Annotated in this window: 13 protein-coding genes; 3 read left to right on the top strand and 10 right to left on the bottom strand. The window is 72.9% G+C overall.

Going from position 1 to position 12,390, the window contains the following annotated elements:
- Positions 1-34: 34 nt before the first annotated feature.
- Genes AB4K12_RS08735 through AB4K12_RS08720 form a run of 4 tightly spaced genes read right to left on the bottom strand, consistent with a single transcriptional unit; the run spans position 35 to position 3,812 of the window.
- Positions 35-1,066 (bottom strand): 6-phosphofructokinase, encoded by a 1,032-nt coding sequence (locus AB4K12_RS08735; protein WP_368433633.1) that lies wholly within the window; start codon positions 1,064-1,066, stop codon positions 35-37.
- 53 nt (positions 1,067-1,119) lie between these two features.
- Positions 1,120-1,794, bottom strand: a complete 675-nt coding sequence (locus AB4K12_RS08730; protein ID WP_086571604.1) for a response regulator transcription factor — start codon at positions 1,792-1,794, stop codon at positions 1,120-1,122.
- On the bottom strand, positions 1,791-3,026 hold the full coding sequence (gene macS, locus AB4K12_RS08725; protein WP_368433632.1) for a MacS family sensor histidine kinase: 1,236 nt from the start codon (positions 3,024-3,026) through the stop codon (positions 1,791-1,793). Before macS ends, AB4K12_RS08730 begins: the two co-directional genes overlap by 4 nt.
- Positions 3,027-3,053: 27 nt before the next feature.
- On the bottom strand, positions 3,054-3,812 hold the full coding sequence (locus AB4K12_RS08720) for a 1-acyl-sn-glycerol-3-phosphate acyltransferase (protein WP_086571608.1): 759 nt from the start codon (positions 3,810-3,812) through the stop codon (positions 3,054-3,056).
- A gap of 139 nt (positions 3,813-3,951) precedes the next feature.
- Between AB4K12_RS08720 and AB4K12_RS08715 the strand changes: the two genes are divergently transcribed.
- A complete protein-coding gene (locus AB4K12_RS08715; RefSeq protein ID WP_368433631.1) occupies positions 3,952-4,725 on the top strand; it encodes an alpha/beta hydrolase in 774 nt (257 codons plus the stop codon).
- Positions 4,718-5,293 (top strand): hypothetical protein, encoded by a 576-nt coding sequence (locus tag AB4K12_RS08710; RefSeq protein ID WP_368433630.1) that lies wholly within the window; start codon positions 4,718-4,720, stop codon positions 5,291-5,293. Before AB4K12_RS08715 ends, AB4K12_RS08710 begins: the two co-directional genes overlap by 8 nt.
- A gap of 18 nt (positions 5,294-5,311) precedes the next feature.
- Here AB4K12_RS08710 and AB4K12_RS08705 read toward each other — a convergent pair whose 3' ends face one another.
- The 6 genes from AB4K12_RS08705 to AB4K12_RS08680 form a co-directional block, all read right to left on the bottom strand.
- Entirely contained in the window at positions 5,312-6,058 is a 747-nt protein-coding gene (locus AB4K12_RS08705; RefSeq protein ID WP_368433629.1) for an endonuclease/exonuclease/phosphatase family protein, read from the bottom strand.
- Between the two features lie 68 nt (positions 6,059-6,126).
- Entirely contained in the window at positions 6,127-7,068 is a 942-nt protein-coding gene (locus AB4K12_RS08700) for an ROK family glucokinase (protein WP_086571615.1), read from the bottom strand.
- A 57-nt stretch (positions 7,069-7,125) separates the two neighbouring features.
- A complete protein-coding gene (locus tag AB4K12_RS08695) occupies positions 7,126-7,587 on the bottom strand; it encodes a DUF5304 family protein (protein ID WP_368433628.1) in 462 nt (153 codons plus the stop codon).
- A gap of 57 nt (positions 7,588-7,644) precedes the next feature.
- Complete coding sequence (locus AB4K12_RS08690; protein ID WP_368433627.1) at positions 7,645-8,871, bottom strand: ArsA family ATPase; 1,227 nt, start codon at positions 8,869-8,871, stop codon at positions 7,645-7,647.
- 119 nt (positions 8,872-8,990) lie between these two features.
- Positions 8,991-9,440 carry an SRPBCC family protein gene (locus tag AB4K12_RS08685; protein WP_368433626.1) on the bottom strand — a complete coding sequence of 150 codons (450 nt, stop codon included), beginning with the start codon at positions 9,438-9,440 and terminating at the stop codon, positions 8,991-8,993.
- Positions 9,441-9,509: 69 nt separating this feature from the next.
- Positions 9,510-10,271, bottom strand: a complete 762-nt coding sequence (locus tag AB4K12_RS08680; protein ID WP_368433625.1) for a metallophosphoesterase — start codon at positions 10,269-10,271, stop codon at positions 9,510-9,512.
- 266 nt (positions 10,272-10,537) lie between these two features.
- Here AB4K12_RS08680 and AB4K12_RS08675 point away from each other — a divergent pair, with 266 nt between their 5' ends.
- The gene (locus tag AB4K12_RS08675) at positions 10,538-12,334 is read left to right on the top strand and encodes a long-chain fatty acid--CoA ligase (RefSeq protein WP_368433624.1); all 1,797 of its coding nucleotides are present in this window, start codon (positions 10,538-10,540) and stop codon (positions 12,332-12,334) included.
- Positions 12,335-12,390 lie beyond the last annotated feature (56 nt).

Here is a 12,390-nt window from a genome sequence, read left to right as displayed (position 1 = left end):
ACGCCGTCATGACGTTCCGGGCGGGTGGGCGCGGTCAGCCGAAGAAGACCTTCGCCTCCTCGTACAGCGCGGCCGGCACCGTCTTCAGCCGGGCGGTGGCCTCGGCCAGCGGGACACGGACGATGTCCGTACCCCGCAGCGCGACCATCGTCCCGAAGTGGCCGCCGTCCACGGCGGCCAGGGCGTGCAGCCCGAACCGCGTCGCCAGCCACCGGTCGAACGCGCTCGGCGTCCCGCCGCGCTGCACATGGCCCAGCACGGTCGTACGGGCCTCCTTGCCCGTACGTCGTTCGATCTCCTCGGCCAGCCACTCCCCCACGCCCGACAGCCGGACGTGTCCGAAGGAGTCCTGCCGGGAGGCGTTCTTGAGCACCAGGTCGCCGTCCACCGGCATCGCGCCCTCGGCCACCACCACGATCGGGGCGTAGCTGGCGCCGAAGCGCGAGGTGACCCAGCCGCAGACCTCGTCGACGTCGAAGCGCCGCTCGGGGACGAGGATGACGTTGGCGCCGCCGGCGAGGCCGGAGTGCAGGGCGATCCAGCCGGCGTGCCGGCCCATGACCTCGACCACGAGGACGCGCATATGGGACTCGGCCGTGGTGTGCAGGCGGTCGATGGCCTCGGTGGCGATGTTGACGGCGGTGTCGAAGCCGAAGGTGTAGTCGGTGGCGGACAGGTCGTTGTCGATGGTCTTGGGCACGCCGACGCAGCGGATGCCGTACTCGTCGTGGAGCCGGCAGGCGACGCCCAGGGTGTCCTCGCCGCCGATGGCGATCAGGGCGTCCACCTCGTGCTTGGCGAGGCTCTCCTTGATCCGGCGGACGCCGTCCGGTTCCTTGAACGGATTGGTCCGTGAGGAGCCGAGGATGGTGCCGCCGCGTGGCAGGATGCCGCGCACGGCGGGGATGCCGAGTTCGGCGACGGCGCCCGTGAGGGGCCCGCGCCAGCCGTCCTTGAAGCCGATGAAGTCGTGACCGTGGTCCTGGACGCCCTTGCGGACGACCGCACGGATGACCGCGTTGAGCCCGGGGCAGTCGCCGCCGCCGGTGAGCACTCCGATCCGCATGACAGACACCCTTCTTTCGCGCCGGTACGCACGCCCGGCCGCGGAAGGGGCGGTCAGGCGTCGTCGAGGCCTCGCTCTATCGCGTAGCGGACGAGCTCCACGCGGTTGTGCAGCTGGAGCTTGCCCAAGGTGTTCTGCACATGGTTCTGCACCGTGCGGTGGGAAATAACCAGGCGTTCCGCGATCTGCTTGTAGGACAGACCCTTGGCCACGAGGCGGAGCACCTCTGTCTCGCGGTCGGTGAGCCGCGGCGCCTTGGGCTCGTCGGGGGCGGCGGGGGCCGGGTCGGCGGCGAGCCGGCGGTACTCGCCGAGGACCAGCCCGGCCAGGCCCGGGGTGAAGACGGGGTCGCCGACGGCGGTGCGGCGCACGGCGTCCAGCAGCTCCTCGGTGCTGGCGGACTTGAGCAGGTAGCCGGTCGCGCCGGACTTGACCGCCTCCAGGACGTCCGCGTGCTCGCCGCTGGCGGAGAGCACCAGGACGCGCAGGGCGGGGCGCTCGGCGACCAGTTCCTTGCAGACGGCGGCGCCCGGCAGGCCGGGCAGGTTGAGGTCCAGCACGAGCACGTCGGGGGTGACGGCCCGGGCGCGGCGGACGGCCTGCGGGCCGTCGCCGGCGGTGGCCACCACGTCGTATCCGGCGGCCGCCAGGTCGCGGGCGACCGCGTCGCGCCACATCGGGTGGTCGTCGACCACCATCACCCTGACCTGCGCTGTCTCCGTGCTCATCGTGTGTCCTCGCTCCCCCGTCGGTCTTTCGGAACCCTCAGTTCGACCTCGGTGCCCTGTCCCGGCACCGAGACCAGCTCGGCCGTGCCGCCCAGGTCGCGCAGCCGGCCGCGGATGGACAGGGCGACGCCCATGCGGCCCTCCCGCTCCGCGTCGGCCAGCCGTCCCTCGGGGATGCCGGGGCCGTCGTCGCGAACGGTGACGATCACCTCGTCGGGTTCGTCCTCGAGCAGGATCCAGGCCTGGGCGTCCTGGCCCGCGTGCTTGGCGACGTTGTCCAGGGCGGCGCTGACGGCGGCCGCCAGCTCCGCCGCCGCTGCCGCCTCCAGCAGGACCGCGGTGCCGGGCGCGGAGAGGGTGACGGTCGCCCCGGCGTGCGGGGCGAGCAGGGCGCGGACGTCGCAGGGGCCGGCCGGCGGGGCCGGGGCGGGGCGCACGGCGGCCACCAGCTCGGCGTCCTCGGCGAGCTGCTCGGCGGACCGCTGCGGCGGCACGAGGCCGCCGGCGACCAGGGTGCGCAGCGCGATCTCCTGCTCGCCGGCCATCCTGCCCAGCTCGGCGGCCTCGCCGCCGAGGGCCGCGCCGCGGCGCTGGACCATGGCCAGCACCTGCAGGACGCTGTCGTGGATGTCGCGGGCCAGCCGCTCCCGCTCGCGGGTCGCCGCCTCGATCTGCAGGGCGCGGGCGAGCGTGCGCTCACTGGCGCGGGCGACCTCGACGATGTAGCCGACGGCGATGCTGGAGACCCACACCAGGACCACGTTGTGGACCGTGTCGCGGGCGGCGGCGCCGCGCTCGACGAGGTTGGCGACGGCCACGATCGTGGAGCCGACCGCCGCCCAGCGCCAGCCGCCCTTGATGGCCATGCCCAGGACGGCGCCGCCCGCCCAGATGGACGGGAGGGTGGCCGAGCCTGCGGCGATGCGCTCGCCGGTGTCGAGGACGGCGGTGAGAAGGATTCCGGCGATCGCGATGCTCAGATCGGCGATCAGGAACGACTTCGTGCAGCGCTCGGCCGAGGTGACGCGGTTCCAGGTCAGCAGCGTCCACAGGGTGAGTACGCCCATGTAGAGCGCCGCGCCGGCCGGATGTGCGTACTCCCGGTAGTTGAGGAGGAAGAGCGTGAGGGCGTAGCCGAGCGTCAGGAGGCGGTAGCCGGTCAGGGCGCGCCACAGCGGCAGCTCCACCGACATCCGTACGGGACGCGGGCGCCGCCCGGTGCGCTGTGTCATGAACCGACTCCCCCCGGCCGGGCGACCTTACGCCTCGGGCTTGTGCTCCGCCTTCTTTCCCGCCGTGTCGAGTCCGGCCGCTTTCGCCGCCTTCTCCTCCTCGGCCTGCCGCTTCGCCTCGTCCGCGATCTGCCGCTTGGCGGCGGTGGCGTAGATGTCGACGTACTCCTGGCCGGAGAGCTTCATGATCTCGTACATGACCTCGTCGGTCACCGAGCGGAGGATGAAGCGGTCGCCGTCCATGCCGTGGTAGCGGCTGAAGTCCAGCGGCTTCCCGATCCGGATGCCGGGCCGGATCATCTTCGGCAGCACCTTGCCCGGGGGCTGCACCTTCTCCGTGTCGATCATCGCCACGGGGATCACCGGTGCGCCGGTGGCCAGCGCCACCCGGGCGAGCCCGCCGGGCTTGCCGCGGTAGAGGCGGCCGTCGGGGGACCGGGTGCCCTCGGGGTAGATGCCGAAGAGCTCACCGCGCTCCAGCACCTCGATGCCGCTCTTGATGGCGGCCTCGCCGGCGCCCCGGGCGCCCGAGCGGTCGACGGGGAGCTGGCCGACGCCCTTGAAGAAGGCCGCCGTCAGCTTTCCCTTGACCCCGGGAGAGGTGAAGTACTCCTGCTTGGCGATAAACGTGATCTTGCGATCGAGCACCGCGGGCAGGAAGAAGGAGTCCGAGAAGGACAGGTGGTTGCTCGCCAGGATGGCGGGCCCCTCGGCCGGTACGTTCTCCAAGCCCTCCACCCACGGGCGGAAGGCAAGCTTCAGCGACCCTCCGATGGACAGCTTCATAGCGCCGTAGAACAACCGAGAACCTCCTGTGAGTGACGAGGAGACCTTAACCTGCCTACCCGCCGTGCGACGCTCCGCGTAGGCTGAGGCCCAGAGCCTTCCTTGTCCCGTTGTCTCGTTCCATCGATCGGAGATCCCGGTGCCGCTCCTGTCCGGTGCCGAGCCGTTCCGCCATGAGGGCGGAGAGGTCGGCGTCCTTGTGTGTCACGGCTTCACCGGTTCCCCGCAGTCCGTAAGGCCCTGGGCCGATTATCTCGCGGAGCGGGGGTTCACGGTCTCCCTGCCGCTCCTTCCCGGTCACGGCACCCGCTGGCAGGACATGGCGATCACGGGCTGGCAGGACTGGTACGCGGAGGTCGACCGCGAGCTGTGGCGGCTGCGGGAGACGTGCTCGCAGGTCTTCCTGTGCGGGCTGTCGATGGGTGGGGCACTGGCCCTGCGGCTGGCCGCCCGGCACGGCGCCGCCGTGTCCGGCCTCGTGCTGGTCAACCCCGCCAACAAGGTGCACGGCCTGGCCGCCAAGGCCCTGCCGGTGGTGCGCCACCTGGTCCCCACGACCAAGGGCATCGCCAGCGACATCGCCAGGCCGGGCGGCGTCGAGGTCGGCTACGACCGCGTGCCGCTGCACGCCGCGCACTCCTTCCGGCGCGGGCTGCGGCAGCTGGACGCCGAGCTGCCGCAGGTCACCCAGCCGCTGCTGCTGATGCACAGCCCCGAGGACCACGTCGTGCCCCCGGTCGACTCGGCGCGCATCCTGGCCCGTGTCTCCTCCCGCGACGTCACCGAGCGGCTGCTGGAGAACAGCTACCACGTGGCCACCCTGGACCACGACGCCCCGGCGATCTTCGAGCAGACGCATGCCTTCATCGAGCGCCTCTCCGTGGGCGCGCGCGGGGCGGCCACCCGTGGCTGAGCACGACGCGGACCGCGACCGCGACCGCGACGACAGCCGCGACCCGCTGGACGAGGACCGGGCGTGGGCGGAGCTGGTCGCGGCCTACGGCGAGCAGCCGGACCCGGACAAGGGGCGCTGGCCGGCCACGGGCGACGTCGAGGACGGCCCCGACGGCGGGACGCCGGCGGCGCCGAAGATCCCCGGGGCGGAGAAGCCGGCCGCCCCCGGCAGGCCCGGGAGCTTCATCGTCTACGCGCCGGGCGTCGGTCCCCGCGACTCGAGCACTCCGGATCCGGCGTCGGGTGACGCCGACGACGCTCGTGAGGAGCCGGACGAGGGCCACTTCGTGCCCCCGGAGCCGCCGCCGCTGCCGACCGGCGATGTGACGTCCCGCTTCGCGTGGATCGCGGTGCTCGGCGGCCCGCTGCTGCTGTTCGTCATGGTGCTGCTGCGGCAGGAGCTGACGTGGTGGCTCACCACGCTGGGCGTGGGGGGCTTCCTGGGGGGCTTCGCCACGCTGGTCCTGCGGATGAAGGACGGCGACGACGAGGGCGACGACGACCCGGGGCGCGGCGCCGTCGTGTGAACCGGGCCGGTGCGCCCGTCAGGCCGCCGGCACCCGCAGCGCCGCCAGCACCGGCAGATGGTCCGTGGCCGCCCGTAGATCCGCTTCCGTGACGCCGGGCAGGCCCATCGGCACCCCGCAGCCGAGCACCTCGACGCCCTTCGTGGCGAGGACGGCGTCGATGCGCTGAAGCGGGTCGCCCAGGCGCGTGGTGTGCTCGCGCCCCCACGGCCGGACGGCCCAGCCGTCCTGCAGATGCCCGGCCAGCAGGCCGAACGTACGGCCGTCGGGCCGGTCGTTGAGGTCGCCGGCGACGACGGCGTGCGGCACGTCCAGCGCCGCCAGCCGGTCCAGCAGCAGCTTCCCCTGGTCGTGACGCTCGTCGGCGTCGATGCTCAAGTGGCAGCTGACGACGCCGAGCCGGGCCCTGCCGAACCTCAGCACCGCGGTGGCCAGGCCCCGTTGGTGCAGCCGTGGCGTGCGGGGCAGCAGGATGTCCTCGGTGTGCTCGACATGCGCGCGCAGCGAGGTGAGGATCATCGGCCCCGAGGCGGTGCCGCCGCCGGTGGCGTACACCAGCTCCGAGGCGTGGGCCAGGCGCGCCGCGGCCTTGCGCCAGCGGAAGAAGCGCGGCGCCTCCTGGACGCAGACGACGTCGGGGGCACAGGCCCGGATGATCCGGGCCAGTGCCGCCTCGTCGTCGCGCAGGGAGCGGATGTTGTAGCTCAGCACGCGGACCACCGACGCGTCCGCTTCGGTCGAGGATTCCGGCAGGTCCGCGAGCATCGCCCCTCCGCTGGGGAATTCCGCTGGAGTATCGCTGGGATATCGCTGGGAAGTACGGCCCTTTCGGGTCAGCCCTGGCGGGCCAGGTCGGCGGCGCCCACGAGGCCCGCCTTGCCGCCCAGCTGGGCGGCCAGCACCTGGGCGTGCGGACGCCACTGGCCGCCGACCAGCCAGCGGCGGAAGGACTTGCGGATGGGGTCGAGGACCAGGTCGCCCTCGTCCGAGACACCGCCGCCGACGATGAACGCCGAGGGGTCGAAGAGCGAGGCCAGATCGGCCAGGCCCGCGCCGGCCCAGCGGGCGAGCTCGCGGAAGGAGTCGATGGCGACCGGGTCACCCTGGCGGGCGGCGTCGCTGATGTGCTTGCCCTCGATGCCCTCGGGGGTGCCGTCGCCCATGCCCAGCAGGATCTCGGCGTTCTCCGGGGTGGCCTGGGCGCGCTGGCGCGCGTAGCGGACGAGGGCGCGGCCGGAGGCGTACTGCTCCCAGCAGCCCTGGCTGCCGCAACCGCACAGCAGGCCGTCGGGGACGACCCGGATGTGGCCGAACTCGGCGGCCACGCCGAAGCGGCCGCGGCGCAGCTTGTTGCCGATGATGATGCCGCCGCCGAGGCCGGTGCCGAGCGTGATGCAGATGACGTCGTCGTGGCCCTTGCCGGCGCCGAAGCGGTACTCGCCCCAGGCGGCGGCGTTGGCGTCGTTCTCGACGACGACGGGGAGGCCGACGCGCTGCTCGACCTTGTCCTTGAGCGCCTCGTGCCGCCAGTTGATGTTCGGGGCGAACAGGACGGTGGCCCGCTTGTCGTCCACGTACCCGGCGGCACCGATGCCGACGGCCTCGACCTCGAAGCCCTCGCTGACCGTGCGCACCGCGTCCGCGATGGCGTCGATGACCCCCTCCGGGGTGTCGGGTGTCGGCACCTTGCACGTCGCGAGGATCGAGCCCTCTTCGTCGACCACGCCGGCCGCGATCTTCGTGCCGCCGATGTCGACGCCGATGGTGAGTCCCATGTATCCCTCAGCTTTTCGCTCGAACCCCGCCGCGCCCCACCGTACCGGAGGAGGAGATCAGTCGAGGTCGATGCGTTCGCTTCCGCCATCCGGCCCAGGGCCCTCGCGCCCCTCGCGCGGCTCGCGCGCCGGTTCGTCGCGCGTCCAGCGCGCCTCCTGGCGGTGGACGGCCGCGCGGTAGGCGGCCAGCAGTTCGGTGCCGGCGGAGGCGAGGTGGTCGAAGACCTCGGGGTTGCGCTCGATGACCGGCTCCACGGCGGCCTTGGCCTGGGAGATGATCTGCTGCACCGCGCCCTGGGCGGCCTGGGCGGCCGGCGGCAGCTCGAAGGCGGCGACCTTCTCGGCGACGGCGTCGACGAGCTTGCGCAGCTCCTCGGCGGCGCTGCCCGGCGCGTATCCCTGCCCGGACGCCCGGCGGCGGCGGGCGTTCTCGGCGGCGAGGTCCTCGGCGCAGGCCCGCTCCCACGCGTCGGGGTCGGGCGCCGGGCCGGGGCCGGGGCGCTCGGTGGATTCGCTCATGACGGACTCCTGCGGGCTGGATTTTCCTTCGACGTTACCCGACCGCGGTAGCGGCGTTCAGGGAGTCCTTGGCCAGAGGTCGGGGTCTGGCAGGAAGCGGACGCACAGGGCCCCGTCGCGCAGCCCGGCGCCGGCGACGCCGCAGCGGCGCAGGGCGGAGGGCAGGGGCAGGACCCGGCGGAAGGGGCCGACGCCGACGACCAGTTCGTCGCCCCGGCGGACCAGGCCGAGGCCGTCGCGGTCCGCTCCGGGCAGCGGAAGGCGCCAGATCAGCATGCCGTCGTCGGCCAGGCGGTCCTCGACGGTCCAGGGGTCGCCGCCGGGGCCGACGGCCTCGGTGGGGGCGGCGCCCGCGGCGAGCGCCGCCAGGTCGGCCGTCCCGCGCGGGGCGCGGCCCAGGTGCGGCAGGTCGCGCACGGTGACGCCGTCGGCGAGGAACTCCTCGCACAGCGCCTGGTGGGCGGTGCGCTGCTCGTCGGCGAGTGCGGCCAGCCACGGGTCGGCGGAGCCGGTGGGCAGCAGGCGGTTGGCCACCAGTGAATCGATACGGCAGCCCTGCAGGGCGAGCCCGGCACGGGCGGTGCGCAGCACGTCGTTGCCGAGTGGGCCGGGCTCGGCGACCAGCCGCACGGTGGTGCCGTCGGCCTCTATGACGCGTCGCACGGCGGCGAGCTCCCGCTGCCAGCGCTCGACGGTCTCGTACACCTTCTGGGTGGGCATCGGCACCCCGGCCAGCTGGGCGAGCATGGGGCGCAGCGCGCGGGCGGCCTGGCGCTCGGGGGGCAGCAGGCGGCGCAGGTAGCGGTCGAGCTGTTCGGGGAGGGCGAGCAGCCGGACGGTCTCGTGCGCGGGCGGCATGTCGACGACGAGCAGGTCCCAGGCGCCGGCGTCGGCGTGGGCGGCGCGCAGGGCGGCGAGGGCGGCCAGCTGTTCGGCGCCGGGGAGCTCGGTGAGCTCCTCGGGGTCGAGGGGGGCGGCGCCCAGGAGGTCGAAGAGCGAGGTGCCGCGGTCCTGCAGGTCGCCGGCCAGGGCGCGGAAGTGCTCGCCGGTGCCCACGCGGGCGGCCCACAGCCCGGGCGCCGCCTGGACGGGCGGCGCCCACGGCGTCCTCTCGTCGCCGCCCTCGGCCGGCAGGACGGTGCCGAGCACCGCGTCGGGCGCGGGGCCGCGGTCGCAGGTGAGCAGCAGCGTGCGGCGCCCGGCGCGGGCGGCGGCCAGCGCCGTGGCCGCCGCCACGGTGGTGCGGCCCGCGCCGCCGGGACCGGTGACGAGGACCGTACGCAAGGTGGAGCCTCCGGCGTGGTGTCAGGAACTGCGGTGGTGCGCTGACTGCGGTGGTGCGCTGGGCCCGGGCGAGGCCCGGGCGGTCGGGTGCCCGGAGCCGGGGGGCGCCGGGCGGGCGGTCAGGACGCCAGGCCGCTCTCGACGCGCTTCTTGAGCCCGTCCAGGGCGCGGTCGATGATGACCTTCTCGGCCTTGCGCTTGATCATTCCGAGCATCGGGATCTTGACGTCGACGGTGAGCTGGTAGGTCACCTCGGTGTGCTTGCCGCCCGCCACCGGGGCCAGGCTGTACGACCCGTCGAGCTGGCGCAGCATCTGCGACTTGTGCAGGGACCACGCGACGACGTTCTCGCCGGGCCAGCTGTAGTTCAGCGTGTGGTCGTCCTTGATGGCGCCGGCGTCGAGGACCAGGCGCACCTTGGCGGCGCGCCCCTGCTCGTCCTTCTCGAGCACCTCGGCCTGCTTGACCTCCCCCGTCCACTCCGGGTAGCGGTCGAAGTCGGCGATCACCGCCATCACCTGGGCCGGCGTCGCCTCGATCGTGATGCTCGAGCTGGTGTGTTCCGCCATCTGCGTGGCTCCTCCGTACCGGTGCGCGGCCTCGATTGTCTGCCGGTGAAGGCTACCTCGCGCTGCGCGTCACCACTCCAGCACCCAGGGTGTTCCGTTCGAGGCGAAGTGCCCGACGTTGACGCACTCGGTCGCGCCGACGCGCATCCGGCGCGCGAGCGGCTGGTGGACGTGACCGAAGAGCGCGTATTTGGGGCGGGTCGCGCGGATGGTCTCCAGCAGGGCCGAGCTGCCGCGTTCGAAGCGGCGGGCGACGGTGTCGTAGCAGAGCTCGGGCACGTCGGGCGGGATGTGCGAGCACAGCACGTCGACCTCGCCGAGGGCGGCGAGCTTGGCGGCGTAGCTCTCGTCGTCGACCTCGTAGGGGGTGCGCATGGGCGAGCGCAGACCGCCGCCGACGAAGCCGAAGACCAGACCGCCGATCTCCACCCGCTCGCCGTCGAGGACGGTGGTGCCCGGCCGGGCGTACTCGGGCCACAGGGGCGGGATGTCCACGTTGCCGTAGGTGGCGTAGGTGGGGGTGGGGAAGGCCGCGAAGAGCTCCGCGTACTGCTTGCGGACGGCGGCCTCGACGGCGGTCTTGCGGTCGACGCCGTCCCACAGCGTGCGGGAGAGCGCGCGGGCCTCCTCGAAGCGACGGGCGGTGCGCAGCTCGACGATGCGGTCGGCGGCCTCGACGCCGAAGAGCTCGGGGAAGATGCCGCGCGAGTGGTCGGCGTAGTCGAGGAAGAGGACCAGGTCCCCCAGGCAGACCAGGGCGTCGGCACCCTCTCCCGCCCGCGCCAGACCCTCGGCGTTGCCGTGTACGTCGCTGACCACATGGACTCGCATACCGATCACACTAGGCGCTGCGCACGGGCCGCAGGAAGGGCCGCGACCTGCGGTTACTTCCGGGTCACCGTGCCGAGCGGCTAGGGTGCCGGGAGCGGGCCCGTGGCATGTGACGCATGGAACATCTGGGCGCACCCCTCTATTCGAATTCCGTACTGATGGGTAACGTCCGGGCAGTCCTACACCCCTGCCTGATCATGGACCGCAGCCGACGCAGCGCCCCTCGACGACGCGGCGGCGCCGGCGCCCGACGAGGAGCAGCAGTCTTGCGCGAGTTCAGCCTTCCGGCCCTTTACGAGGTCCCGGCCGACGGAAACCTGACGGATCTCATCCGCCGGAACGCCGCTCTGCACCCCGATGTCGCGGTCATAGGGCGCAAGGTCGACGGGCAGTGGCAGGACGTCACCGCGACCGCCTTCCTGGCGGAGGTCCGCGCCGTCGCCAAGGGCCTGATGGCCTCCGGCATCAAGCCGGGCGACCGGATCGGCCTGCTGTCGCGCACCCGCTACGAGTGGGCGCTGATGGACTTCGCCATCTGGAGCGCGGGCGGCGTCACCGTGCCCATCTACGAGACCAGCTCGCCGGAGCAGATCCAGTGGATCCTCGGCGACTCCGGCGCCGTGGCCTGCCTGACCGAGACCCCCGCGCACGAGGCGTCGGTGGAGTCCGTACGCGACCGGCTCCCCGAGCTGGCCAACATCTGGCAGATCGAGCGCGGCGCCGTCGAGCGGCTGCGGGCCGCCGGCGAGTCGCTGACCGACGAGTCGGTGGACGAGCGCAGCGCGCTGGCCACCGCGGACTCCCCCGCGACCATCGTCTACACCTCGGGCACCACGGGCCGCCCCAAGGGCTGTGTGCTGAGCCACCGCAACTTCTTCGCGGAGTGCGGCAACGCCGTCGAGCGGCTCAAGCCCCTGTTCACCACCGGCGAGCACTCCGTCCTGCTGTTCCTGCCCGCCGCGCACGTCTTCGGCCGCCTCGTCGAGGTCGCCGCGATGCTGGCGCCGATCCGCCTGGGCATGGTCAGCGACATCCGCAACCTCACCGACGACCTGCAGAGCTTCCGGCCGTCGCTGATCCTGGGCGTGCCCCGCGTCTTCGAGAAGGTCTACAACGGCGCCCGCGCCAAGGCGCAGGCCGACGGCAAGGGCAAGATCTTCGACCGGGCGGCGGACACCGCCATCGCCTACAGCCGCGCGCTGGACACCTCCGCCGGCCCCTCCTTCGGCCTGAAGATCAAGCACAAGGTCTTCGACAAGCTGGTCTACGGCAAGCTGCGCGCGGTGCTGGGCGGCAAGGCCACCCACGCGATCTCCGGCGGTGCCCCGCTCGGCGAGCGGCTCGGCCACTTCTACCGGGGCATCGGCTTCACCGTCCTCGAGGGCTACGGGCTCACCGAGTCCTGCGCGGCGACCGCCTTCAACCCCTGGGACAAGCCGAAGATCGGCACGGTGGGCCAGCCGCTGCCGGGCTCGGTGGTGCGCATCGCCGACGACGGCGAGGTGCTGCTGCACGGCGAGCACCTGTTCTCCGGCTACTGGAACAACGAGGCGGCCACCGCCGAGGCCATGTCGGACGGCTGGTTCCACACCGGCGACGTGGGCACCCTCGACGAGGAGGGCTACCTCAGCATCACCGGCCGCAAGAAGGAGATCATCGTCACGGCCGGCGGCAAGAACGTCGCCCCCGCCGTGATCGAGGACCGCATCCGGGCACACGCGCTGGTCGCCGAGTGCATGGTGGTCGGCGACGGCCGGCCGTTCGTGGCCGCGCTGGTGACCCTGGACGAGGACTTCCTGCCGCGCTGGCTGGAGCAGCACGACAAGCCGGCCGGGCTGACGGCCGCCGAACTGGCCGACGACCCGGACCTGCTGGCGGACGTTCAGAAGGCCGTGGACGACGGCAACGCCGCGGTCTCCAAGGCCGAGTCGGTGCGCAAGTTCCGTATCCTGCCGGCCCAGTTCACCGAGGCCTCCGGCCATGTGACGCCGTCGCTCAAGCTCAAGCGGAACGTCGTCGCGAAGGACTTCGCGGACGAGATCGAGGCGATCTACCGCGGCTGACGCCGGCTCATGAACACAGAAGGGTAAGGGGCTCGCGCCATGGCGCGAGCCCCTTA

The sequence above is a fragment of the Streptomyces sp. C36 genome, assembly GCF_040932295.1.
Classification (GTDB): Bacteria; Actinomycetota; Actinomycetes; order Streptomycetales; family Streptomycetaceae; genus Streptomyces; species Streptomyces triculaminicus.
This window is presented reverse-complemented; position numbering and strand designations above follow the sequence as displayed.